The organism is Bacillus sp. FSL P2-0069 (genome assembly GCF_038593315.1).
Taxonomy (GTDB): domain Bacteria; phylum Bacillota; class Bacilli; order Bacillales; family Bacillaceae; genus Bacillus; species Bacillus safensis.
The window spans coordinates 463258-489084 of sequence record NZ_CP151984.1 but is presented as its reverse complement, the minus strand read 5'-3'; the positions used below and the strand labels follow the sequence as shown (position 1 = coordinate 489084).

At 42.9% G+C, this 25827-nt stretch carries 24 protein-coding genes; 6 read left to right on the top strand and 18 right to left on the bottom strand.

All coding sequences use genetic code 11. The annotated features are described in order from the left end of the window. Positions 1-4: 4 nt before the first annotated feature. The 8 genes from NSQ34_RS02340 to NSQ34_RS02305 form a co-directional block, all read right to left on the bottom strand. Entirely contained in the window at positions 5-1273 is a 1269-nt protein-coding gene (locus NSQ34_RS02340) for a glycosyltransferase (protein ID WP_120208353.1), read from the bottom strand. Continuing rightward, positions 1266-2978 (bottom strand): DUF2334 domain-containing protein, encoded by a 1713-nt coding sequence (locus tag NSQ34_RS02335; RefSeq protein ID WP_268456399.1) that lies wholly within the window; start codon positions 2976-2978, stop codon positions 1266-1268. The genes NSQ34_RS02340 and NSQ34_RS02335 overlap by 8 nt, the downstream gene beginning before the upstream one ends. Next, positions 2968-3819 (bottom strand): diguanylate cyclase, encoded by an 852-nt coding sequence (locus NSQ34_RS02330; protein ID WP_111927511.1) that lies wholly within the window; start codon positions 3817-3819, stop codon positions 2968-2970. The genes NSQ34_RS02335 and NSQ34_RS02330 overlap by 11 nt, the downstream gene beginning before the upstream one ends. Further along, entirely contained in the window at positions 3800-4882 is a 1083-nt protein-coding gene (locus NSQ34_RS02325; protein WP_034283849.1) for a glycosyl hydrolase family 8, read from the bottom strand. Before NSQ34_RS02325 ends, NSQ34_RS02330 begins: the two co-directional genes overlap by 20 nt. Positions 4883-5079: 197 nt before the next feature. Continuing rightward, entirely contained in the window at positions 5080-7266 is a 2187-nt protein-coding gene (locus tag NSQ34_RS02320) for a DNA topoisomerase III (RefSeq protein WP_268456396.1), read from the bottom strand. 72 nt (positions 7267-7338) lie between these two features. Continuing rightward, a complete protein-coding gene (locus NSQ34_RS02315; RefSeq protein ID WP_120208358.1) occupies positions 7339-8394 on the bottom strand; it encodes a tartrate dehydrogenase in 1056 nt (351 codons plus the stop codon). Positions 8395-8492: 98 nt separating this feature from the next. Next, positions 8493-9425: a DMT family transporter gene (locus NSQ34_RS02310; RefSeq protein ID WP_268456395.1), complete on the bottom strand. Its 933-nt coding sequence runs from the start codon at positions 9423-9425 to the stop codon at positions 8493-8495. Then, on the bottom strand, positions 9415-10242 hold the full coding sequence (locus tag NSQ34_RS02305) for an AraC family transcriptional regulator (RefSeq protein WP_268456394.1): 828 nt from the start codon (positions 10240-10242) through the stop codon (positions 9415-9417). Before NSQ34_RS02305 ends, NSQ34_RS02310 begins: the two co-directional genes overlap by 11 nt. Before the next feature lie 153 nt (positions 10243-10395). Here NSQ34_RS02305 and NSQ34_RS02300 point away from each other — a divergent pair, with 153 nt between their 5' ends. Continuing rightward, a complete protein-coding gene (locus tag NSQ34_RS02300) occupies positions 10396-11070 on the top strand; it encodes a GntR family transcriptional regulator (RefSeq protein ID WP_342501026.1) in 675 nt (224 codons plus the stop codon). A 129-nt stretch (positions 11071-11199) separates the two neighbouring features. Then, positions 11200-11496 (top strand): DUF3817 domain-containing protein, encoded by a 297-nt coding sequence (locus tag NSQ34_RS02295; RefSeq protein WP_034664017.1) that lies wholly within the window; start codon positions 11200-11202, stop codon positions 11494-11496. 61 nt (positions 11497-11557) lie between these two features. Here the strand turns inward: NSQ34_RS02295 and NSQ34_RS02290 are convergent, their stop codons facing one another. Further along, complete coding sequence (locus NSQ34_RS02290; protein ID WP_268456393.1) at positions 11558-13807, bottom strand: hypothetical protein; 2250 nt, start codon at positions 13805-13807, stop codon at positions 11558-11560. Between the two features lie 158 nt (positions 13808-13965). On the opposite strand from NSQ34_RS02290, the gene NSQ34_RS02285 reads away from it, so the two are divergent. Both NSQ34_RS02285 and NSQ34_RS02280 read left to right on the top strand, forming a co-directional pair. Next, a complete protein-coding gene (locus NSQ34_RS02285) occupies positions 13966-14184 on the top strand; it encodes a hypothetical protein (RefSeq protein ID WP_081123999.1) in 219 nt (72 codons plus the stop codon). A gap of 13 nt (positions 14185-14197) precedes the next feature. Continuing rightward, the gene (locus tag NSQ34_RS02280; RefSeq protein ID WP_041116717.1) at positions 14198-14380 is read left to right on the top strand and encodes a hypothetical protein; all 183 of its coding nucleotides are present in this window, start codon (positions 14198-14200) and stop codon (positions 14378-14380) included. A gap of 620 nt (positions 14381-15000) precedes the next feature. Here NSQ34_RS02280 and NSQ34_RS02275 read toward each other — a convergent pair. After that, positions 15001-15423, bottom strand: coding sequence for a pyridoxamine 5'-phosphate oxidase family protein (locus NSQ34_RS02275; RefSeq protein ID WP_046313929.1), 423 nt, complete (start codon positions 15421-15423; stop codon positions 15001-15003). A 294-nt stretch (positions 15424-15717) separates the two neighbouring features. Next, complete coding sequence (locus NSQ34_RS02270; protein WP_034283829.1) at positions 15718-16587, bottom strand: SDR family oxidoreductase; 870 nt, start codon at positions 16585-16587, stop codon at positions 15718-15720. Between the two features lie 156 nt (positions 16588-16743). On the opposite strand from NSQ34_RS02270, the gene NSQ34_RS02265 reads away from it, so the two are divergent. Next, on the top strand, positions 16744-17352 hold the full coding sequence (locus NSQ34_RS02265) for a class I SAM-dependent methyltransferase (protein WP_034283827.1): 609 nt from the start codon (positions 16744-16746) through the stop codon (positions 17350-17352). Between the two features lie 16 nt (positions 17353-17368). On the opposite strand, the gene NSQ34_RS02260 is transcribed toward NSQ34_RS02265, so the two are convergent. The 3 genes from NSQ34_RS02260 to NSQ34_RS02250 form a co-directional block, all read right to left on the bottom strand. Then, positions 17369-19456, bottom strand: a complete 2088-nt coding sequence (locus NSQ34_RS02260; RefSeq protein ID WP_254001576.1) for a PRD domain-containing protein — start codon at positions 19454-19456, stop codon at positions 17369-17371. A gap of 129 nt (positions 19457-19585) precedes the next feature. Beyond that, positions 19586-20668 (bottom strand): C45 family peptidase, encoded by a 1083-nt coding sequence (locus tag NSQ34_RS02255; protein WP_120208370.1) that lies wholly within the window; start codon positions 20666-20668, stop codon positions 19586-19588. Between the two features lie 89 nt (positions 20669-20757). Continuing rightward, positions 20758-21390: a GDSL-type esterase/lipase family protein gene (locus NSQ34_RS02250; protein ID WP_120208372.1), complete on the bottom strand. Its 633-nt coding sequence runs from the start codon at positions 21388-21390 to the stop codon at positions 20758-20760. A gap of 406 nt (positions 21391-21796) precedes the next feature. On the opposite strand from NSQ34_RS02250, the gene NSQ34_RS02245 reads away from it, so the two are divergent. Then, on the top strand, positions 21797-22432 hold the full coding sequence (locus NSQ34_RS02245) for an FMN-dependent NADH-azoreductase (RefSeq protein ID WP_024425558.1): 636 nt from the start codon (positions 21797-21799) through the stop codon (positions 22430-22432). 33 nt (positions 22433-22465) lie between these two features. Here NSQ34_RS02245 and NSQ34_RS02240 read toward each other — a convergent pair whose 3' ends face one another. From NSQ34_RS02240 to NSQ34_RS02225, 4 genes are read right to left on the bottom strand one after another with little or no spacing between them, the layout of a single operon-like run. Beyond that, complete coding sequence (locus NSQ34_RS02240) at positions 22466-23239, bottom strand: IclR family transcriptional regulator (RefSeq protein ID WP_041116704.1); 774 nt, start codon at positions 23237-23239, stop codon at positions 22466-22468. Continuing rightward, positions 23223-24269 (bottom strand): biotin-dependent carboxyltransferase family protein, encoded by a 1047-nt coding sequence (locus NSQ34_RS02235; protein WP_098677283.1) that lies wholly within the window; start codon positions 24267-24269, stop codon positions 23223-23225. The genes NSQ34_RS02240 and NSQ34_RS02235 overlap by 17 nt, the downstream gene beginning before the upstream one ends. After that, a complete protein-coding gene (pxpB, locus tag NSQ34_RS02230) occupies positions 24266-25012 on the bottom strand; it encodes a 5-oxoprolinase subunit PxpB (RefSeq protein WP_046313919.1) in 747 nt (248 codons plus the stop codon). The genes NSQ34_RS02235 and pxpB overlap by 4 nt, the downstream gene beginning before the upstream one ends. An 18-nt stretch (positions 25013-25030) precedes the next feature. Further along, positions 25031-25822 (bottom strand): putative hydro-lyase, encoded by a 792-nt coding sequence (locus NSQ34_RS02225; RefSeq protein ID WP_041116698.1) that lies wholly within the window; start codon positions 25820-25822, stop codon positions 25031-25033. Positions 25823-25827: the final 5 nt, after the last annotated feature.

Sequence of the window (25827 nt, the reverse complement as noted above, 5' to 3'; positions counted from 1 at the left end):
TTTGTCACCCGCTTTTCTTTTGTTGTTGATCGTAACGCTCAGTTTTGTACCATTTCACTTCTTGTTTGAATAAACGGCTCTTTGCCTCTACACATAAGGAGTACACGACTAGCGCAATCCATACTTGAGAATAAGTGAAGTACATGAGCGCCACAATGAGTATATTTTGTTTGGTGAGCTCTGTTTTCTCAATACTTAGTGTAATCATCACTTCTGTTAGAAAGAGGAAGAAGGCCAATCCCCACAGGATCAGTGCAACAGCCCCTACAGATAAGTGAAGGTCAACAAATAGGTTCACGATAAAGATGCCATTTGAGAGCAGGACACCGAAGAAAAATAAGAAATACGTAAAGAAGAAATAAAACAAATCAAAAATCATTCGTTTTCGTTTCAGCTTCATAAACTGTTTCAAAAATTTGAGGACAACATATTGATTGCCTCGAGCCCAGCGCGTTCTTTGCCGCCACCAGACCTTCCATGTCTCAGGCTCTTGTTCCCATGTAATCGCAGCTGGGAAAAATCGAATGACATAGCCAAGGTTATAGACACGGATCGTTAATTCGGTGTCTTCAGCCAACGCATGAACATCCCAGCCGCCAAGCTCTTCTAAAATGTGCCGGCGGATGGCGAAGTTGGTGCCCGGTATTGTCGCAATGCCAAACCACTTCCATCTTCCGCCTTGCGCCATCCATTGAAAGCAGATGGTCTCAATATTAATAAATTTGGTCAGCAGATTTTTGGCTGCATTGATGACCCTGAATTTCCCGACAACAGCGCCTGCCTTTGGGTCATTCAATAAACCAAGAACCAAATGATAGACGGCCTTTTGTTCAGGCATGTTATCTGCATCGTATACGCAGATGACTTCTCCTGTTGAAGCCTTTAAGCCTTCATTCAGTGCAGTTGATTTTCCCTTTCCTGCAAATGGCGGTTTCGTTTCAATCATATGGACATGATCATATTGCTCACTGAATGACTGCACGATGTCCCCTGTGCCATCGGAGGAATTGTCATTTATCACAATGATTTCAAGGAGATGTTGAGGATAGGATAGCTGGACCATTGCTTTTAGCGTTTGCCGAATGACAACTTCTTCATTATGAGCAGGAATCAGAATGCTGACGGTCGGCAGTTCTTTCCCTTGTTTCGTCCATTCAGGCAGCACTTTTTCGTAGGTCAGGTAGTGCTGAAAGCCGCCCTGCATGAGAAACATGTGGTATAGGAGCATGATCCAAATCAGTATTAATGAAAGATAAAATAAGACATCAGCCACCTAATTTTCTCTCCTTAAAAATACGTTTTTTCATTGTCAGTCTTAAATACAATGTGTAAAAAGCAAATGCCGCAATAAACAGCATCACCACGACGGTGAGAATTCGCAGCATATTTTCCATGCCGCTTCGTTTAACTGTTGTGGTTTCCGCTCTATTGGATTGTTCTACATGAATATGTCCATCCCCTGATGTTTTGATCTGTACATGTGGTGTTTGGACTGTCTGTTTTGTTTTCTTTAAATCCAGCCATTCACTAGAAGGAATTGCATCCATCTGCGTCATCAGATTCTGCAATCCAGTTATTCCGGATTCCACATCATAGGACAGCCCGATTGCGGCTGATTGAAGATGCTGGATGGATTGAATCTTTTGTTCTGTTAAAATATTTGAACCTTCTTCGTCAGATGCTGGCTCTACTGATTGCTGGGGATATAAAGTCATGCCATGAAGCATGTCGGGTTTCGTCACGAGCGGCGGAGCGCCGGCTGTTTTCCAAGTATGATCCGACAGCTGTACCTGTCCAAACAGACTGGACACATGCCTTGATATCACTTCGTAGCCTTGTTGAGATATGGCATCATGCGGCACCTCGAATGCCAGTGGATAGAGACCTTGCTGCGCAAGAAACTCAATGCCTTTTGTCAGTTTTTCTTCTGTATAGATGGTTTCTTGCTGCTGATTCGATTTCGTATAAGCATGGAAGTCTTTTTCATTCGAAAAATGGCTTTCACTTTGCTTCTTCTCAGCTTTTTTAGGGTCATTTGACGTAATGGACTGATCATTCTTTGCATCCCAGAACTCAAAGTCCTGACCAGAATCCTCCGTGCGATACGTACGGCTAAATCCATGGAGAATGATGCTGGCTCCATCGCTTTGCAATTGTTTTAACACTTTTACAAGCTTCGGGCGGTCACTCAGTGTCACTTCATCGCCTGTTGTTCGATCCACCCAAACAGGGGTTACCGCTATTAGAAACGGAATATGCTGAGTGGATACGTATTGTCCAAGCTCAAGCAGCTTCTTTTCGTCAGTGACAGGACTGATGTTCCCAAGCCTTAAGTATTTTGTGGTCAGCTGATTAGAAGAAGGAAGGCGTTTTTCTAGCACTTCTGCAAGAAGCTCGCTGTGCTGCACGACATTTAGGATTCCAATATAGGCGGCACCTTCCTTTGTTTGAATCACAAATGGAAGATCAGCTTTATGTTTTTTCAATAGAAATTCCCTTTGCAAGTCTGCCCCTTGAACCGTTAACGCACTGATCCTTTTCTCTAGCTGACGGTATGCTTTATCATCTGTATATTTGATTTGACTCGTGTGATCTTGTTTGTGAAAAGTAAGCGCGGAAAATGGGCGCAGCTGTTCCGCATTGTATCCAATGGCTATGATCTTCTGTGCTTCGTTCATTACACGAATGGTCTGTTTTGGTAAGGTTCTCTTTATTTCCCCTAGATAGATGACTTGCTGAAATTCGCTGATCTTCTTTTCAGCCAAATGTTCATCAGATACAATCGTCGTCTGTTTGGAAAAATGTCCGGCGAGTAGATCCAGCATATGCACTGCTGGAGTCGTTTCTCCTGATTCTGTTGAATAAACGATCAGGGTATCTGGCTTGGCAAGAGCGTCGGCTGAAGCCATGTATTGAAACGAAAGAATCAAAAAGAGAGCAATCATCAAACAGCATTTCATCAAAGAATTAAAGTTCATTCATCATCATCTCTTTTTCTAGTTCTTCTAAAAATTGTTCTGGCGTGCGATACTCCGAACTGCTTGTTAAATGACAGACATGAAATGTCAAGGTGACTTCACGGCCGTTTAACAGCACATGCTTTTTCAATTTATCCTTTAGCTTCTCAAGGACGACAGAGACATTTTCTTCTGGTGTGTGAGTAAGCAGCAGGCCTATTCGTTCTTCAGATAATCGAAATTTCTTATCGGTTTCTCTGACACTTTCGCGAATCTTGTTACTTAATTGCTGAAATAGGTGCTGCATTTCTTTTTCTCCATATAACGATTTGAATTCTGCTGCATAATGAATGTGAAGAAGGATAAAAACGAATGGCTGTTTGTAGCGTTCTGCCCGTTTCATTTCCTCAGACAATTCCAGCCTCATCCGTTCTGCATTGTCAAATCCAGTGGTCGAGTCAATTGCCACAAATTGTTTCATAGCCTGCTTTTGTTGTTCAATGGTTTGCCGCATCGTCTTGATCCGCTCATGCAAGCTTCCTGCTGAAATCGCGAAAAAGAGGAGGGCTGCGCCCCAAATCACCACATCTTGCAATGTTTGATTGGTAAAGAAGGGGTTTGTGTGGCCAAGCTCTGTAAAGAACATAGCACTTCCTATAAAGAACAACATCAGCAAGGTAAAAATTAATGCTGGTAAGATGCCAAATAAAATCCCGCATCCTAACACGACAAAAGTCAGTGTGATCATCAAAAAGCTCTCTGCATCATGTACGCCAAGGTAGCCCATAAACAAAATAAGACCTGCAAACGTGAGGAGCAGAGAATAATATAAACGATACGTATTACTGAATAACCGATTCATTAAAAAGCTCCCTTTCTGCAATGAGAGGCAATAAATTGTCAAATGAGTGTGTGTCTTTTTCGTTCATGTACCCTCCATAATAATCCTTGAGAGGATCTTGAATTTGTAATTCTTTCATGCGGTCATACACCTCTTTTGCGAATTCCGGTTCGTTTCGTTTAAGAGCATACAAGATGACCAGCGCATATACAGAAGGCGATTCATATGTCACTGCTGGCTGCAATGTGCTCAGTTTATATCTACCGTACAATTTTCCTTCTTTTGTAAAAGTCGTTTTAAGCCATTTCATGATCGCGGACGTATTCACCTTTGCACGATCGGCATGTAGAGCCGTATAGAGTTGATCAATCATATTGATTTCTCGATCAAATGAATAGGCTTTTTTCTTTATGTCATAGGATTTAGGAAAGAATCCTTTTTTTCTCGGTGCTTGTTTTAGAATGGCCAATTGGTTACTCGTCATTTGTTTCGTGAATATTTTGAGGGATTCCAATTCTTTGATTGCTTTTGGGTCTAAATATGAGAGTGTGATTGTGTGTGAAGTTCGATTTGTTGATGCATCATAATAATCGGACAAGATGCCTCTATACATATTTTTGTCTTTTAACGCTTGTGCGATTTCTTTTGCTGTTGTTTGATATGCTGCATTCTTCCATAAACGATCTGCCTTTTGAAGTGCCGCCACTACCCGTAAATCATCAACCAAGGCATTGGCTTTACTTTTTTGATCAGATTCGATTTGCCAGCTGAGAAGATGATGGTCTAGTAAAAATTCATCTTGCAGGACACCCAATTGTTGGTCAAACGAATTTTGGTCTTTTTTTCGAACAAGATAATCCATCCAAAGCCCCAGCGATTCGGATAAGTAGATGTGCTGCTCTGCAAATGAAGTGCGGATCAAGCCTTGATCTGTCATGAGGTGATGAGTAATAAAATATTCTCCAGGCAATACTGGCTGTGGTGATACTGGATAAGCTGATTCCGTCTGCTGCTTCCAGGTACATCCACCTAGTAGAATGACAATGAGTAAAACAATACCTATGCGATGTATGGGTGTATCCATTCGTGTCCCCTTTCAACTCCCGTTCTCTTAGCATTCCAACGATTTATTATAGATTGTTTCTGTTTAAATTTAAATAAATATTTTATACCAAATTACGAGTCTTTTCGCATAGACATTCCCATTTTCAGAAAAACAATATGTCGATATGCTTGATTACATTGGAAAACCCATGCGTTTCCGCATGGGTTTTTATAATACTATTGATCTAATTTTAATTTCTTTAATTGCTCAGCCAGTGCGTTATTGATTGGTTCTTCCACTTTCTTTTGTTTCTTCATATATTTAGACACATCGTGCTTACTGGCTTTCTTTTGATTGGATTGTGATTTGCGTTTTTCGAAAACAGACAGTTTTTCTCTATGGCCGCACACACAAGCAAAGATTTTGCCATCGCCTTCTCCGCGCAGCTCGAGCTTTTTATGACAGTTCGGGCAGCGTGCGTTTGTTTTCTTCGCCACATTTTTACGGTGGCCGCATTCTCGGTCTTGGCACACGAGCATTGTGCCATGTTTTCCGTTTACTTTCAGCATCAGTTTTCCGCAGTCCGGACAATGGGTGCCAGTGACATTGTCATGCTTAAAGGTTTGGTTCGTCTGTTTGATTTCAGATACGGCTTGTTTTGCATAGGTCTTCATTTCACTCATGAATTGAGAAGCCTTCAGCTGTCCTTTTGCGATTTTAGAAAGCTTTTGTTCCCATTCCGCTGTTAACGCAGGAGACTTTAAGTCTTCAGGCACTAAGGAGAGCAGCTGCTTCCCTTTCGATGTGATGAAAATGTCTTTGCCCTTTTTCTCGATTAAGAAACTGTTAAACAGTTTTTCAATGATATCGGCTCTTGTGGCCACTGTCCCTAGTCCGCCTGTTTCACCAAGGGTTTTCACTAAATCCTTTTCCTGATTCTGCATAAATGCCGCTGGGTTCTCCATAGCAGATAGCAGGGTTGCTTCATTAAAACGAGCAGGAGGTTTCGTTTCTCCTTTTGTTTCTTTCAGCTGGCGTACTTCAAGTGATTGCCCTTCGGAAAGTACCGGCAGATGCTGATCTGCTTCGGCTGATTCCTCTTCTTCATAGGATTCATCGTACACAGCTTTCCAGCCGGCTGATTGCACAGTTTTTCCTTTTGCTGTGAATGTTTCACTGCCTATTTTGGCGATCACCGTTGTTTCCTCGTATTCAAAAGGATTCATGAGTACAGCAAGGAATCGTTTGGCAATCAGATCATATAATTTACGCTCTTTATCACTTAATGCACCAGGATACAGCTCTTCCTCGGTTGGAATAATCGCATGGTGATCTGACACTTTTGCATCGTTGACAAAGCCTTTGTGTGCTTTCACGCCTGATTGTAAAATGCGGTTCACATGCTGAGCGTACGGTCTGACATTCATTCCTTTTAATCGATCTTTTAATGTAGGAACGATATCCGCTGAAATAAATCGTGAATCTGTACGCGGGTATGTCACAAGCTTATGCTGCTCATACAACCGTTGAAGCGTAGACAAGGTTTCTTTCGCTGAGAAGCCATAGCGTTTATGCGCATCACGCTGCAATTCAGTGAGGTCGTACAGCCCTGGAGCAAAAGCTTTTTTCGCTGTTTTTTTCAATGCATCGATCGCTGCTGGTTTTCCTTTGCAGCCTGCCAAGCGCTCTTTTATGACATTCTCTTGGAATGTGCGGTTTTGCTTTGTTTTGGCATCCTGCCACGTCAAGGTAAGTCCATCTACTTGTGCAGTCATTCCATAAAACGGCTTCGGCTGGAATTGCTGAATGTCTTCTTCTCGTTTGGCGATCATGGCAATCGTTGGTGTTTGTACCCGTCCGCAGGAAAGCTGCGCATTGAACTTGGTCGTCAGCGCTCTTGTTGCGTTGATCCCTACAATCCAGTCTGCCTCAGCACGTGCAACCGCTGAGCGGTACAGATTATCATATTCTCTGCCGTCTTTTAGTCGTTTGAAGCCTTCTTGAATGGCTTTGTCCGTAACAGATGAGATCCATAGTCGTTTTAGCGGCTTTTTCACATGCGCTTTTTCAAGAATCCATCTTGCGACAAGCTCCCCTTCACGTCCAGCATCTGTTGCGATGACAATGTCTTTTACATCTTTTCTTGCTAGCTGTGCTTTTACTGCTTGGAATTGTTTTCCTGTCTTTTTCATGACGACAAGCTTTAGCGGCTCTGGAATGATCGGCAAATCCTCTAAACGCCAGGATTGAAATTCTTTTCCGTAGCCTTCTGGATCAGCCAGTGTGACCAAATGGCCAAGGGCCCACGTGACAATGTATTGATCTCCTTCTAAAAAACCATTTCCTTTTTTATGACACTTCAGTACACGCGCTAAGTCACGTCCTACTGAAGGTTTCTCTGCTAATACAACTGTTTTTGACACTAGATTTCACATCTCTTTCTTCTATCCATCCTTTTATTATAGCAGACGTGGAGATGCGGTTCTAATGACGGATTATTTCTTCAAACGCGTGATAATTTCGTTTGTGATTTCTTGTGTTTGATAAGCCCCGCCGATGTCTGCCGTTAAAAAGCCGTCTGCTGTGACTGACTCGATGATTTCGAGCAGGTGTGTACCTAGTTCTTCCTCTCCGAAATGATCAAGCATGAGTTTAGCGGTCCAAATTTGACCGATTGGGTTGGCAATTCCTTTCCCTGCAATATCTGGGGCTGATCCATGTACAGGCTCAAACATGGATGGATATTTGCCATTTACATTGATGTTGGCAGCAGGCGCCACGCCAATACTTCCCATAATCGCAGCCCCAAGATCAGTTAAAATATCGCCAAATAAATTGCTGGCAACAATCACATCGAATTTCTCTGGTCTTGTCACAAAGAAGGCTGAGAGCGCATCAATGTGCTGCGAGTCTGCTGTCACCTCTGGATAATCCTTTGCTACGTCTCGAAACACTTCATCCCAAAATGGCATTGTATGAACGATTCCATTCGATTTGGTTGCACTTGTCACATGCTTTCGTCTTTTTTCTGCTAATTGAAAAGCAAAGCGCATGGCTCTCTCTGTCCCTTTTCTGGAGAAAACAGCATTTTGAATGGCAAGCTGATCTTCCCCTTGATAGATGCGGCCTCCGATTTCACTATATTCGCCTTCACCGTTTTCTCTTACAACAAGAAGATCGAAATCCTTTGGCTGAGCAAGCGGGGAGCGAATACCGCTCAGCTGTTTTGCAGGTCTAACGTTAATCACCTGCTCAAATTCACGTCTAATTTTAATCAGCAATCCCCAAAGCGATACATGATCCGGCACTAAATTGGCATCTCCGACTGCCCCTAAGAAAATGCTGTCAAAGGCTTTCAGTTGTTCCAATCCATCCTTTGGCATCATTTCGCCATGCTCTAAATAATATTCACAGCTCCACGGAAAATCCTGAAAGGTGAAAGACAGACCGCCATGCACATCTGATATCGCTTTCAAAACTCGGATGGCTTCAGGCACAACTTCCTTTCCAACCCCGTCTCCTAGAATTGCTGCAATTGAAACATGCTTCATTGATTTTTCCCCCTTCGTCATCGGTCGACCGTCGACCATTTAATTCGAGTTTACTAGAGAGTGTCTGTTCTTACAATGGACAAAAGACGCTTTTTTGATCAAAGCGCCTTTTTATCCTGCATCAGCACACGGGGCTTCTTTTTCTTTCTTCCCGCACTTTTTTTATCTGAAAGCAGCAAACCTCCTAAGGTCAGTACCGTTCCAAGCGCAGACATGAAGGTCAATCTCTCGTGAAGAACGATCATTGAAATGACCATCGTAATAATGGGCACTCCATAAATATACACACTCGATTTCACCACACCGAGCGTTTTCACGGAAAAGCTCCATGTCAGAAAACAAATGGCAGATGCGAAAAGGCCTAAAAACAGCAAGTGGAAGGCAAACGATGGATTCGTCAATCGTTCCCAGTCTAAACGAATTTTAAAATGCCAGATCAGTGGAATCATCCATAGCAGTCCGTAAAAGAAGACACGCCTTGTTACCTGAATGATATGGTAGCCATATTGGTTGATCATCTTCGATAAAATGGAATAGAATGCCCAGACGATAGTGGCCGTTAATGCTAACGCATCACCGAGTGGATTCAATTGAAACGTCGCCATTCCATTCATACTGATCAGCACGATTCCCGTCATCGCGATGAAAAAGCCTATGAAAAACCGGCTGTGCAGCGGCTCATCTTTTAATAAAAAATAAGACAATAGAAAAGAGAAGAATGGGACAACGGAGCTGATGACACCTGCATTCGAAGCAAACGTATAAGTAAGTGCGACATTTTCTAAAAAGTAATATAAGACCACACCGCATAAACCTGCCAGCGCAAACATCCCTTCATGCTTTTTATTTCGCACCTTCATGGTGACTGGATAGATGATCACCAGAGCCAAGTACCCTATAAAAAAACGGAAAAATAAAATCTCTGTTGGAGAAAAAGCCGTTAATAATATTTTGGTAGAGATAAAGGTGGATCCCCATAAAAAAATGGTGAACATGGCCGCTAAATGACCAAGCAGCTGTTTATTTTTCATCAGCTGTTACCTGCTTTACAAAAATTTGCTGATACTGCCCTGGCGTGAGCCCAATAAATTCTGAAAAGAAATGACTGAAATGACTTTGATCAGAAAATCCAGCGGAGGCAGCCGCATCTACAGGCTTCACTCCTTGGGCGAGAAGTTCCTTCGCATAGTTCACTCTGACTGTCTGTAAATAACGGTACGGTGTAATCCCTCTGAACTTTGTAAAAGCACGCAGCAATGAATATTTGTTCATGGACACAAGCTCACCTAAGTCATCTAACGAGATATTTTCCGTGAGGTGTGTTTCGATATATTGCTGTACGTCTTGGACTTTTTGTTCGTTGGCATGTGCGGCTGATATTTTTTCCCCTGAGGTATCAGCATAGGCTTCAATCAATTGTTTCATAAAGAAATAGAAGGTTTCCTGTTTATTCAAAGCAGGCGCTTCTTCTGTGATCATTTGATGTAGATCATATAACGGCTTTGTTCGTTCACTTTGTGAAAACACAGGGGCTTTAAAATGCGGCTTGTGCTGAAAGATTTTTTCCAGCACCTCAGCTTCAATATTTAAGCAGCGATAATCGAGTGTCCTGTGATCAATTTGTTCACATGCGTGATTATCATACGGATTGAAAAGAAGGATATCACCCTTTTCAATGATGTATTCTTGATTTTGGCAGATCAAACGTCTTTGACCATCTTCAATAAATCCAATCACATAATATGTATGAAAATGATTCGGGAACTTTTGCATGATGCCATGAAAGCGATACGCCTCTATTTGCAAGTCTTGATCAAAATGTACAGTTCGTTCCTCTTGTGTGTTCATGTCGATCCCTCTTTTCACTGAACTGATCATTAGTGTAGCACACCCTTTTTCTCTTGGATTGTACGATATTGACTTTTCGATGCAGGCTTGCCTAGAGGGAAAAACTTGGATAACATGAGACAAAAGATGATGAATAAAAGAGGGAATGATGGGATGAATTCATTCGAGATGGAAAGACCAGCACCGTATCACATGCAATTTTATGAACAGCTGAAGCAAATGATATTTGATGGCCAGTTTCAGCCAGGAGAGCGCATCAATGAAACGCAGCTTGCCAAGCAATTTGGCGTAAGCCGATCACCGGTAAGAGAGGCGATGAGGCTGTTAGAAAAAGACGAGCTTTTAATCGCGGATCATCGCTCAGGCTATTCCGTCTATACGTTAACAGAAAAAGATGTTGAGGAGCTTTATCAAATTCGGGCGGCCTTAGAAACACTTGCTGTTGAACTTGCCTGTAAGGAAGCCTCGCAAAGAGAAATGGATGAAATTGAGCAGGTTCTCACACAGGCGGACGAAGCGATCAAGCAGCTGCTGCCATCTAAAGAGATCGTCCAGTTACATGAAGCCTTTCACCAAAAAATCATGTTGGCGAGTCACAATGACCGCTTATCCAAACAATTGAATCACGTGAATGCACTCATTCACTATTGCCGCATCTTCCATTTTAGCGGCGGGGCTCGTGCTGAAACCATTCAAAGAGAGCATATAGCCATCTATTCTGAAATAAAAGAGCGCCGCTCCATAGAAGCGGTTCAAGCAATGACAGAGCACTTATTACATGATGTGATGCACTTAAAGCAAGTACTCTCTAAAACAAACAAAGAATAAAGGGCTTTTCCCATTTTTTAAGCATTCCATGAACATATTTTGAATTTTTCGTAGATTTCAGCATGTCCAGACGATCTTTCGTTTATATTAGAAGATGAGAAACTAGCTTTTATACAGGAGGATTTGTATATGCATACAAGTATTAGCCGTCTTCGACAGGCGGGTTTTATTGAGGGTATGTCTCTTTTAACCCTTCTTTTAATTGCCATGCCTCTAAAATATTTTGCGGATATTCCGATGGCAGTCACTATTGTAGGCTCTCTTCATGGCGCATTGTTTGTCATCTATATGCTCGTTTTGGCATATGTGACTTTTAAAGTTCGCTGGCATTTGAAATGGTCCATCGCCGGTTTTTTTGCGGCTTTCATTCCTTTCGGTAACTTCGCCTACGATAAGGTGCTCCGCCAATATGATACAAAAGCTTAATCAAAAAGGGCTAAAACGACATTCGTTTTAGCCCTTTTTTTCCACGCTGGGGAACGCTTTTTTATATCGATGCATATTTCACAATGGCTGCTTGACGCGTCATGTCGTGATACGCCACCCATAATTCATCACCAGGCAAGACGCTAGTGATTGGATCGATTGGCTGTTTCACTTCATACATCATGCCATTTCTCTCAACCTGAATGATTGCTAACGGCAGATTGCCGATGACGCCAGCAAATTCAACATTGGTCACTTTTGCACTTCCTTGTTTCTCTTGCATGAGACCCATTTCTCTATCCAGCTCTTCTTTTTTTGTCTGGATCGTGATTTGAGTGCCGGCTGTGACCTGCATATGATCAGGGATGAATTGGCTGACCGTTTTTGTGATGGACTCATCGCCGTTTGAAACCGACACATCAAGCTGAATAGGCTTTTGTTCATGGATGGCCACTGGATATTGCTTCACACGCTGAATCGTTCCTGTTAACGTCACATCTTTCCCCGATCGATTCCGCACTTCATGGCCATAGGCTGCCATTTTGAGCTGGCCGTTGATATCGACAAGATCGGCTTTTTCTCCTGTTCTAAATTCAAAACCGGCGGCTTGAATCATCGGAATGATATACGTTTTCTGATCTAATTCAAATGTGAGTGATAAGACGGTGCCTCGTCCTACAGTTCCATATGATTCTATGTTTCTTAAAACAGCGCCTTTGATAAACTTTGCCTCGCTTGGCTGCGAGAAGTCACCCTCTTTTAAGAGCATCGCTTTTTTCTTCTTTGGATCATAGTGAATGACAATACGCTGTCCCGGCTGTGGTATCTGGGTGTAGGATACAACCGTTTTAACCGTCTTCTCGATGTTTTCCCCATCATATTGAAATTGAAGCAGCATTTTGACGACTGGCTGTTCGTTGATGTAGGTGCCCGTTTCTTTAACAGACACAATATTGGCTTCTAATGTGACACTGTCCTTTATCTTGTTTCTCCTCACCAGTCTCAAAATCGGCGGCAGGAAGATCGCTAGCACAAATAATAATAGCGGGATCAAGATCCATATCGCCCAGTTAAGAATGAGCGGTCCGCCCTTCATAACATATTGCGTAAAGGTATCAACAGACGTTTGGTGGGCCGGACTGGCGTTTTCAATTGAGATGACCTTTTGCAAAGGAAATTCCTTTAGTTCTTTGCTTTTCGTCTCAAATGCACCCGTTAATTGATTGTCAAATGAATAATAGAGCCAGTCGCTCTTCACATTTTTATTGAAAGAGAGCCCTTCTCTTTGTAAAGATTCATATGAAAACGACTGCAAAAGCTTGCTGGCAGACGTCGCCTTATTCGTGCGATGGTTATAAATATAACCTGTCAGTTTGCCTTTTGCTTCGTCCTTTGCTGTAGAGCCTGCAAGAAAAACTTCTTCTTCATTAAGCTGGTAAATAAAGGTTTGATAAATCGGCTTTGGTGTTGGAATGACTTCCCCAAGCCTTCCCTCTGCATTCACTTTCCTTGCCCTTTTTGGATAGTTAGATTCGACAGCGACTGCAAAGTTTTGTGATGTCCCGATTGTTTTCTCCAGCTGCTGCTCCACTTTATCTTCAATGAGACTGAACGGTTCAGCGTTTTTGGAGACATAAACCCCAAGCTGTTGCTTCTCGTTTGAGATTCCGCTGACATACGCCTTCTGGTCATTTTTCAAAGCCAATTCAAACATAGGAATTGGCGTCTGCCCTCTAAAGGAATTCATGACGACATCGATAGAAACGGGTCTTGCTGGCAGCTTTAGATCGTTCAGATTGTGCACATGAAACTGACCATCCTTCAGCTCACCGATGACTGCAGCGGCACCATCCATTTCTCCTGTAAATACGAGCCGTCCATTCCATTGGTATGTATTCGTCTTTAGAAATGAGGGAATCTGCAGGGTATTTTGAACGAGCTCTTTCTTTTTTCCGCTTGGTGTTAGTTTCTCGATCAACAGCTGCCCGTCTTTATTTTTTAAAGTCAGTAAGAGATTGTTTCCTTGAATGGATGGCAGCATTTCATGAAACGTATCACTTTCTGTGGTCCATTCACTAATTCTTTTTCCTGATTGAGGATCATACATTGCAAAATGGAGCTGCTGGTCTTTTGATACAGCACTCACCACTCGTTTTCCTTCATCAAATGTAAACATTCCTTTGACGTCATACTCTGTTACTTTCCCATCTGACAAATCATCTTGGTAATGATTCCACACCAAGACACTGAGAATGATGGCTGGAATAAAGAAGACAATATATCTGAGGAAGATGATTGGTATTCTTTTCACTTGATCGCTTCCTTTCATGAGGTTCCTTAAACTTATACGTCAGTACAGCGAAAATGTTTCATGCTAGAAGAATACCATCAAAGCCTCTGAAATCCATATTTTACAAACTTTGTTGTTTACGATAAAATCCAATCAGATTCAAAAAAGGAGTTATCTCATTGGATAAGCTATCATCAATCATTCTAGCGGCTTGGCTGCGTGTCCCTCGCTGGTTCAAGCAATGGGTACTCGTATCCATTTCCATTTTCTTTTTTTATATGTGTTTTGTAAAGGGGCTGACTAGCTGGCACACCTTGCCGCCTGTCACTTTGCTCTCATGTGTGATTGCTTCCTTCATCATTTGGCTGTTGTGGCTTAAGGGACAAAAAAATAAGTGAAAAGGGGAAAATGATGAAACAATCTATTCTTTATTTTGCGATCTCTTTTGTTCTTCAATTCATTTGGTTTGGTCTTGTGCATCCAAATAGAGGCGTGACACTGCTGGATATGTTCATGTTTTCTATTTTGTTTGCGGTCATGTTCTTTTTTATTGAGCGGATTTGGCGGTATCAGAAAAAAGGACAAAGTAAATGATCATGAAGCTCGCTTTATTCACTCTGATTATTTGTGCATTTATCGGCCTGCTGTTAGTGTCAAACCCTTTTGGGGCGGACGCTATGCGATTGGTTTGTATCTTCATCTCCCCTTTTCTTGGGCTTATTGGTTTCGGGTTCCTATTGTTTGACCCAATGAAAAAGGCTGCCAAATAGATGGCAGCCTGTTCCTTACTCTTTTCATGCAAATAAATAATCAATGTTTAATCTCCGTTACGGAGTGTATGAATTAAGATTCGATCATATCAGTGTGTCATATGTGTTCCGAGTGAACCTACGTTTGAAAGTAAACGCCATGGAAGTTCTGGATAACAAGACAACGAAAGCCCTACCTCTCATTCGTCCTTACGGCTCCGAAGCCGTGCCAGTGTGAATTGTAAATCAAAACGTCTTTTTTCCATTCTTCCGCTCTTATAGGGGGGCGGTGGCAGAAGGAAAAGAATAAGTTTGTTCGCTTTGACAGCGTCTCGTTCTTATCAAGTAGAAGCTCTATTGCTTCTCATTATGTCATAGAAAAAAGAAAGTTTACTTTCTTTATTTATTTGCTTATTTCAACACTTAATATCAAACTATAACACATTCCCCCTGCTTGCGCAAGTGTTAAAGTGATAATTCTGCTGGTGTACGGCTTCCTTCATTCATATAACGAATGGAGGCTGGGTCAATCTTCAGGATCACTAGATTTGGGTCATCTTTTCCTTTAAACCATTTCTCCATCTCATCAGACCAAAGACGGTCAATCAGTTCCGGATCGTCGGTTAATGCTGCGGTGCCTGCAATCTCTGCATACGTATCACCGAATCCTTCGCCTGAATATCCAATGAGAATATGAACATTCGGGTTTTTTTCAATTTCTTCTGCTTTATGTGTTTCTTTACTCGTTGGTGTATATAACGTCAGCCCTTCATGGAAAAAAGTCATATAGCGGGTATGCGGCTTATCCTGTTCAACAGTCGCTAGTGTTCCCACCTTTTGTTCATCTAACAGGTTTAATACCTTTTGTTTTAATTCTCCTTGAGACATATCGTTTCACTCCTTCAAAATTTCATCCGTATACGTAGGTTTCCACGACAGCCCATTCATTAAACAAAGAAATGTGTTTTTCATAAAAAGAGACCTTCTGGCTGATGCTATAAAAAACAGGTTCAATGAAGGGAGAAATTGAACATGCATCATGAAACGATGTTTCATTTGAGCTCACTTGTCATTGCGGCAGTTGTTGTAGGCATAATCGTATGGTCTGTCATATCTGTGCAGAAAAATCGCAAGAAATACTAAAAACACCGCCCAATCAAAGCTGGGCGGTGCCGCGGTAGATCATGTATTCATAAAGGAACCGCCATTGACATGAAGTGTCTGTCCTGTCATATAAGACGATTCGTCAGAAGCCAGCAGTACAAAGCAGCCGACATGCTCAACAGGCTGTCCTGGTCTTCCCATCGGAGTTTCTGCTCCGAAGCTTTCCACACTGTCTTCATCAAATGTAGATGGAATGAGCGGCGTCCAAATTGGACCTGGCGCTACACCGTTCACTCGAATCCCATCTTTCACAAGCGATTGTGCCATAGAACGCGTAAAGCCGTTAATGGCTCCTTTTGTTGCCGTATAATCAATCAGCACTGGGTTACCTCTATATGGGTTAATGGATGTTGTGTTAATAATGGAGCTTCCCGGTTTTAAATAATCCAATGCCTTTTTCGTAAAATAGAAATAGGAATAGAAGTTGGTTCTAAAGGTTTGGTGAAGCTGTTCACTCGAAATATCTTGAATACGTTCTTGCGGATGCTGTTCAGCCGCATTATTTACTAAAATGTCTAATTGACCAAAGGCTTCAACTGTTTTTTCTACTGCTTTCTCACAGAAGGCTTCGTCACCGACATCTCCTGCAATCGTTAAGCATTTGACGCCTTCTTGTTCTACACGTTTTTGCGTATCCTCTGCATCCTCATGTTCATTTAAATACACAATGGCAACATGTGCACCTTCCTTTGCATAGGCAACAGATACTGCCCGTCCAATTCCACTATCTCCACCTGTAATCAGGGCCACTTTTCCTTTTAGCTTGCCAGAACCTTGATATGATTCATCCTCAAAGATCGGCGCTGGATTCATTTCTCTTTCACTGCCTGGCTGCTGATCCTGCGTTTGGCGCGGAATGCCATTTGTTAAATAATCACGTAAATCCATGTGTAAGCTCCTCCTTGATTTGTTGATGTATCCTTTCATTACCACCTCATTTTTTCTCTCAAACATCATGAAGCTGTACTGATGTGTTCCCGAAAATCAGCATGTTTGAAGAGGGGAAAAATCGGTTACATGATCATCAAAAAGGAGCGTTCTCACATGCTGTCTATTTCGAAAACCTTTAGCAGACCAAAAGGCTGGCTCGGAAGCATTGCTGGACTCATTATGGCAAATGAAAATAAAGCATTGAATCAATGGGCCATCCGCCACTTAGATTTGACAGATGGTGAAAACATTCTGGAAATTGGCTATGGACCCGGCTACAGTATCAAACATATGCTCAAGCATTATCAAGACCTTCACATTGATGGGCTGGATGCTTCTTCCACCATGCAGGAGCAAGCACAGTCCCGCGTCAGCAAACGGGCAAAAGACAAACAGGTTCGTCTGTATGTCGGCAAAATCGAGAAAACACGTCTTCCCGGAGAGCAGTATGACAAAGTACTGTCTGTTAACAATTTTACGATTTGGGATGATCCAAAAACGGGCTTACTCAATCTTTATCACACCTTAAAACCAGGCGGGACACTCGTTATTGTGATGCAGCCAAGAGAAAAAGGAGCTGACGCCAATCGGACAAAAGAGATGGGTGAAAACATATTAAATGACTTGCAGTTTGCAGGGTTTGATGAATTTTCTATTGAGTATGAAGAAATTCGCCCTACCCTTGCTGTCTGTGTCACAGCAAAAAAGCCGAGAAGCGAATAAGCTCTCGGCCTTTTTCTTACCACTTTGCCTCTTTGACAAATTGATAGAAAAGCTGATGTAATTTCTGTTCAATGTTTTCCTTTGTTCCTTGTCCATAAAGCGCCATGCTTTCTTCACTTTCAATGATGGATGAACTGATCAGACTAAACATTTCTGACCCTTCCTTGCCAAGCTCTTGCGGCGCCAGCATCATGAGCATTCGTGACATCTGCTGCTGCCCGCCATCCATGCTTTTAACCTCGTATGTCTGATCAAGATCATAAATATGAAAGATTGGTTCCTTGATGAATGTATGCTTTAAATGGTAAAGAGCAAATTCAGTGCCAGGTATGCCTAAGCCGCCTTGCTGTTCACGTTCCAAAAGGCCGCCCGCCACATCATCTGCATGTATGATAAATCCTTCCTCTTCAAGCTGACGAAGCAGCTGCCTAATGGTTTCATCATTCTGCGGCATCGTCTCTCTTTTTTCGATGGTAAAATGGGACAGGATGCTGCGAATCACAAACATATAATTCGTCACCTGCTCTGCCACCGCCATCATATCAACGGTTTCTTGCACCAATTCTTCGGGAGGTTCTTTTATTCTTTTTTTCTCGATGATATAAGGAATCTTCCGTTTAATATGAGCCTTCACACGCATAGCATCATCCTCGTTTAAAAGGGGGCTGACCATGATGTAATCGATATGCTCATATGGGATTGGAACGGTCGAGACAATCATGTCATAGCTCGATGCATCGATTTCCTTTAGCTCCATCAAAGAGGATAGATCGAATTTGGCGATCTCCGGCAATTCTTTTTTCAACCGGGAGGCGAGCATTTTAGATGAACCAATCCCGCTTGAGCAAACAACCAGCGCATGAATTTTTGTTTCTTCTTTTTTGATTTCAAGCACTGAGCCAAAGTGAAGCACAAGAAAGGCAATTTCATCCTCTGGAAATTCAATCTCTGGAAAGAAACGCTCGACTCCTTCTTCAATCGCCATAAACAGCAAAAAGTAGTCTTTTTTAATTTGTTGTGTGAGCGGATTATAGATTCTCATCTTTTCCTTTAGACGGTTCATGGCAGGCTCAAGATGAGACACGAGCCCCTCATACAATGAATCATTTTCATTGAGATGATAGCCGGTTTTATTTGAAATAAAATCAATGAGCTTTTTCGTTCTCAGCGCTATATCCAGCTCAATTTCATCAATACGGTATTCAGTCTGAAAGCTGCGATTTGCGCTGCGAAGGTGGATGGTCATATATCCGACCTCCGCTTCAGGGATCTCCACATTAAACATGCGTTCAAGCGCTCTTGCCATTCGAAGTGATGATTCAAATTCCTTCGTCCGCTTTAATTCCAGCAGCTCTTCCTCTTCCATTCGAATGGTTTCCCCAAGCTGAATACGTTCAATAGCATAGGTTAAGTGAACAACAAGTGCAATATAGGCACTATCAGATAAAGAGAGTGACAGTCGATCTTTCAAATGAAAGAGCAGCCTTTCTACCTTTAGCAGCTGTCCTCTGCTGACAACGCCAAACACCTTTTCCGTTGCTTTCGTTCGATGTTTGATATTCATTTCAATCGTTTCTAAAAACAATTGAATGTCGAGCCGGTCAACAATGAGATTGCCGACAATTTTTCGTTTTGCTTCCTCCGGCCCTTTTAATTCAATGCCGTACCCGCGCTTGCGGATAAGCTGCAAACCGTATGGAGCAATCCACTCCGTCAGTTCATCTAAATCATAGCTGATCGTCGCATTTGTTACCTGCAAGTCAGCTGCGAGTGTGTATAATTTCACCGGTTCCTTCGCTTCAAGCAGCGCACATAGAATTAAGAGCTTTCGTTCATCTGAGCTATATTCGATTTGATCCTCATTTGACATATGAGCAAGAAGCCGCTGTTTATCCTCCTGTTCGCCGACTGCCTTCAAGCCTTTCCCCGGCTGTTTATCTAATGAAAGATGATAATCTTTCAATATTGGTTTAATGGATTTTAGTTCTCTATGGATCGTTCTAGTACTTACCTGAACAGAATCGGCTATCTCACGAATGGTGACATAACGATTTTGCTGAATGATGTATTTAATGACTTTCTGTTCTCGTGCCGTTATGTACATGAAATGCCTCCTTCTGTATAAATAGGTCTATTGTCACACCTTAATATAAAACGCTTTCAACGAGCGCTGCAATCTTAAGTTGATCTGAATTTGGCACAGCGGCTGTGACAAAATATAAACAAGGAATCATCAGACACTTTTCCAAAATGACGGTCCATAATCCTTTTGATGAAATTGAACCTTTTGTTCTTGAAAAGGCAGTGAACCCCCGGCTTTTAAAGAATAAGTCGGATTGTATACGGGAGAGCCAAAGCAATAATCGATTGTGCCTTCTTCTGGACGGAACATGACGGTTCGCATCGTTCCAAACAGCTCCTCATAATTGTGCACAGTCAGACCATCAGGATATTCTGTCTGGAACAGCTTCACAAGAGAATCACTTGATCGCTGCTCTTTTAAAGCTTCCATTAACATATCGTATCTGACAACAGAATGATGTTTGGTCATCCCTTTTGCTGTTTGATCAGCTACCGGATGATTCGTTGCAGCAATATAACCTCTCTCCGGTCTCCTCACCCTTTTTTGACCATCAATGATTTCAATCACAGCCGCCTTTCCTTTTCGATCGGCAAGCATGATATGAACATTTGAGGCAACGGGCATTTCCTCGATAGAGCGAATGGCTTCCTCGACCGTTGGACAGGATTCCAGAACAGAGCGAATCACATGATACACCTGCAAACCGGCGACGGCTGGAGGCTTTAAACCGGGTTCATTGCCAACCGGCGGACCGCAAGCAGAGAAAGTCACAGCAAGACCATGCTCATTCATTCCATCAGATCTGCCAAACAACAGCAGCGACGAGCCTGTATGATATACTGAGCCTTTCACATGTGTCGTCACAAGACGCATATCATCAAAAATCGGGGAGAAATCATAGTTACGCAGCATGACCGTTTGTTGACCTGCCGCCATATTCCCCTGCCTCACACAGTGGGAACAGCCTGGCTGAAGATGAGATGAATAGAAAAAGGTCAAATATCGCTCATCTAATTGCATTTCATCACAAAACCCAGCAATCTCTTCATCTAATTGAGGAAGAAAGGGACGGATCAGCTGCTTCGTTTCTTTCACAGCCTGTTGTGTTACCGGTTCTGTTCGAATATATTGTGTCTTTAGCAACGGGTTCTCCTTAAGCCAGACAGCCTGCTGTTTTCCTACTTCATAAGCCGTTCCTGTCATCTTTTGAAAAAACGCACTGATTTCCTCCATGCCTGCACACCTCTTTCGCCTTCGTTTCTTTTATCATATCGAAACCGTCATATATTGAAAAGGATGAAAAAAACTGCAATCCCACCGGATTACAGCTGTTTACAGTATGCCTTAAACAATGCTTCTGCCATCGCTTCATACCCCTTAGGATTCGGGTGAAATTGATCAATCGATAAGTAGGCTCTTTCATGTCCTTCAAACGCCCGGTACACATCCACAACTTCTACATGCGGATTCGCAGCAAGCAAACGAAGCTGTTGATTATATTGCTGAAGCCACCGACCGGCTATTGGTATTTGTGGAAATGGATTATATAAATTCATGAAATACACGTAGTAGGGCTGATGCTGCCCTCTTTTGATCTGAGCGATTTCTTGAATCATCTTGCTAAAATTCGCCTGGCAATGTATGACTGCTTGCAGCAGTTTCTTTTCATCTTCACCATCTTCATACTGCTGAACAGCTTGAACAAGGTCATTCCCACAGCCTGTGATGGTGATGATGTCAGCTGCCGCAATCGAACGTCTCACCTCTGACCGTTTGAAGAGCTGTAAAATCTGCTCGGTCGTTAACCCTGATTTTGCAAATACGGACAGCTCAACTGGTGCATGCGTCTTTTTTTCAAGCATCCACCAAAACCGCTGAACAAATCCTCCGCAAAATAAACGCGCCCCCACCCCAACTGTTAAGGAATCTCCAATCGCAACATAGGATCGTCCCACTCTTATCCCTCACTCTCTCCTGCCTTCTCTTATATATACGAAACCGGAGAACAGATGCTTGTAGCAGATGACTTAGGGGCATCCATCTTTTTTTGAGATGCAGCGCCTTTACAAACTCTTTACTTGCGATATCGATCAATTTTTTGTTCAATAAGAGTAGGTTTTTTGCGCTGAAAACTGCGTGTTTACGCGTTCCAGAAAAATTTACAAACTTTTTATCTTGATTTCGAGACTTTTTACCTTGACTTCAAACTACATTGTGATTACAATGAAAATATCAGTTTTCATGTAACTGTGCTTGTTACATCTTTTTCATAGCATTCCAATATGATTAAAGATGCCACATATTCAGTGTATCATTGGGATACGCTAAAAAAATAACCGAAACAGAAAGGATTGAATGAACATGGCAAAAGTTTTATACATCACTGCACATCCGCATGATGAAACAGTTTCTTACAGTATGGCTACTGCTAAGGCATTTATCGAATCTTATAAGGAAGCAAATCCAAGTGACGAGGTTGTACATATCGATTTGTACAAAGAAAACATCCCTCACATTGATGCAGATGTATTCGCTGGCTGGGGCAAACTTCAATCTGGCGCTGGTTTCGATACACTTTCAGCTGAAGAGCAAGCGAAAGTTGCTCGTCTAAACGAATTAAGTGATCAATTCGTTTCTGCTGACAAATATGTATTTGTTTCACCACTTTGGAACTTCTCATTCCCACCAGTTCTTAAAGCATACATCGACTCTGTTGCTGTAGCTGGTAAAACATTCAAATACACTGAGCAAGGTCCTGTTGGATTATTAACAGACAAAAAAGCTCTTCACATCCAAGCACGTGGCGGATACTACTCTGAAGGTCCTGCTGCTGAACTTGAAGCAGGTCACCGTTACCTTGGTACAATCGCTAACTTCTTCGGAATTCCTTCTTTCGAAGGTCTTATCGTTGAAGGTCACAATGCTGAGCCTGCGAAAGCAGAGCAAATTAAAGCAGATGCAATCGAACGTGCGAAAGCTTTAGGAAAAACTTTCTAATAACTGCACGCAAAAAGCCAATGATCTTTACGGTCATTGGCTTTTTATTTGTTCAGATGAAAATCCTAATTCCCTCGAAATATCACTGGCGGCTTTTTTCACCTGTTTAATTAAGTAAGGTAAGCGTTCTTTTTGATATCCTGCTTCAAATCCTGCAATGCTAATACCTGCTACCACTTCCCCCAGATGATTGAAAATTGGGGCTCCAATCGCAGCTGTATAGTTTTCAAGCTCAGAATAGCTTAGCGTATATCCCCGTGCATTTGATTCTTCCAGCATGTTTCTTAGAACCTCTTTATCTGTGATGGTCCCAATTCCGATCTTCCCCAGCTCAATTGAGTCAATATAGGCAAGTCTCTCGCTCTCTGGCAAAAAGGAGAGAATACTTCTCGCACAGGCACCCGCATATAGGGGGGACCGTCTGCCGACGGCGGTGTAGAGACGAACAGGCTGCGTACCTTCAATCTTTTCCACGTAAATGGCTTCGTCGCCCTCACGAACAATGAGCTGTACAGCTTCACCTACTTCATCCCGTAAGCTTTCCATAAATGGTCTTGCAATCCTTCGAATATCAAGGCGGTCCGCCACAAGCTGACCGTATTCAAGGAACATCAAGCCTAATCGATAAACACCCGTTTCTTGCTTTTCTAACAGCCCCATATCAGCTAAAGAGCTCGCCATACGATGAACAGATGTTTTCGGCATACCGGAAAGCTCGATCATTTCATTTAATGTTAATTGATCGTGAGCGATAAACAGCCGCAAAATCTCCATTGATTTCACAACCGTTTTATTTGTGTTTTGCATCTTCTTCACCTTTTCTAAACGAGAATGCTTCCAGCTTGATTCTTGCGGCCAGCTCCCTCAGTTCGGCTTCTTGCTTAAATAACGCCTGCTCTGCATCCCGGTGATCTATTTGTTCAAAATACAGCTTTGCCCCAGGCATCGCCTGTGCAATAAGCGGCAGATCAACAGTTGCTACTTCTCCAATACGCGGGTATCCGCCTGTCGTCTGCCGATCTGCCAGCAGAATAATCGGCTGGCCATCGGGTGGAATTTGAATAGATCCAAAGGCGACAGCTTCTGAGATCAATTCCAGCTTTTCTTTTAAATGAACCGGCTCCCCCTTCAGCCGGCAGCCCATACGATCTGATTGGGGTGTGACCTGATAAGGCTGCTCAAAAAAAGCAGTTTGAGATGTTTCTTGAAAAAAAGAAAGATGCCTGCCTGCCAGCACGCGAATCACTGGCGATTTCCGCAGCGGCAAAAAATGATCATGACTCACTGTCCAATCGGGTGCGCCGTACCCCGTCTGATTCACTTTATTTTTCAGCCTATCAAACAAATGATCTGCTACGATAGACGGCTCTCCAACAGGCAGAATGTCGCCTTTTTCAAGCGGTCGTCCTTTCAGTCCACCGATTCCTGCTCTGACATAAGTGCTTTTGCTCTGCATGACTGGCGCCACATCAAATCCACCTGCCACAGCAAGATAAACGCGGCAGCCTCTCTTACAAAGACCAAAGGTGATCGTGCTTCCTGATCGGACAAAAAGCGGCTTCCATAACGGTGCCCGCTCTCCATCAATATCAATCTCTACATCAGCACCAGTGACGGCAATGAGCTGATCCTTCTCACATGTGAGCACAGGCCCCGGCCCCATCAACGTGACTTCCAGCACGGCTTCGTTTTCTTGGTTACCGGTGAGAATGTTGGCGATTCTAAGTGAGAGCGGGTCCATGCCGCCGCTCGTTAAGACACCATACTTTTGATAGCCTTGACGCCCTTTATCTTGAATGGTTGTGTACATCCCTGGCTTGATGACATGAATACTCAACATTCTGCCTCCTTCATGCTGAAAAATTCCTTTTCAGACATTTGGACAAATCTGACCTCGTCCCCTGCTTTCAATAGACTCGGAATTTCATCGTCTGGGCGAAAAAGCGGCAGCGGGGTTTGTCCAATGAGCTGCCAGCCCCCGGGTGTAGAAATTGGATAAACGCCTGTCTGCTTTCCTGCAATACCAACAGAGCCTTTTGGAATGGACATTCTTGGTGTTTCTCTGCGTGGTGCTGCGATCTTTTCAGACAGCCCGCCTAAAAACGGAAACCCTGGGGCAAATCCAATCATATAGACAAGGTACGTGCCCGCAGTGTGAATACGCACGACTTCCTCTGGCGTTAAACCATTGATACGGGCAACCTCTTCTAAATCAGGGCCCAGCGCTCCCCCGTAACAGACTGGAATGTCAACGATGCGGCGCTTTACCTGAACTCCCTCCTGCCATTTGTCTTCAAGAAGTTGTTCAATGTAGCCTTTGACCCATTCATATGGAGACAGGTCATGTGTTTGAAGCTGGGCCGATTGATGAACGGTATAAGGCTCGTAGAAAACAGTCACGTTTGTAAAGGCTTGAACCGCTTCTACATATCCTTCAAATGGGTGCTGTTCAATACATGCAAACAGCTGCTCAACACGTGCATGAATCTCCTCACGTATGTCAGCTCCAGCTTGGATGACGATCGCTGCATCTCCCAGCGGGTGGTAGGTGATGGAGTCTTTTATCGTTGAAAAAGCCACTTGAGAACACCTCTCTTTCTACAGTACACCTAGCTTTTGATCTCTTCGATCTGTGATGAACATATGACCGGGTGCATGAGTGATCGCAATATCGGGTTTTGTATGCATGACAATGGCTTGCGGCGTCACACCACATGCCCAAAACACCGGGACTTCTCCTTCTTTGATCACAGATGGTTCTCCAAAGTCAGGCTGACCTATATCGGAAATGCCAATCACCGCTGGGTCCCCTATATGGATCGGTCCGCCATGGACTGATGGAAATCGAGATGTCACTTGAACACTTCTTGTGACTTGATGCGCCGGAATGGGTCTCATGCTGACCACCATCGGGCCATGAAAGACTCCTGCTTTTTCACAAGCTATATTCGTTTGATACATGGGTACGTTATGACCGTCTTCGATATGGCGGACAGGAATGTCATTTAGCATAAGCGCGTGCTCAAACGTAAAACTGCATCCAATGAGAAAGGCAACCATATCATCCTCCCAATAAGCAGTGATATCTGTCACCTCTTCTTCAAGAATCCCTTTTCGGTAAATACGGTACTTAGGAAAGTCCGTACGAATATCCGCTTGAGGGGCCGACCGTCTTGGTACTGGATCACCTGGGTCCAGTACATCAAGCAAGGGACATGCAGCCGGATTCCGCTGACAAAATAAAAGAAAATCAAAGGCAAGTTCCTTTTTGACAATCATTAAATTGGCTTGAGCAAACCCCTCTGCAAAGCCAGCCGTTGGTCCTGTGATCTTTTTTTCGCGAATCAATTCTCTCATCTGTGATGGCTCATATGTTTGATAAGTATTCATCTGAA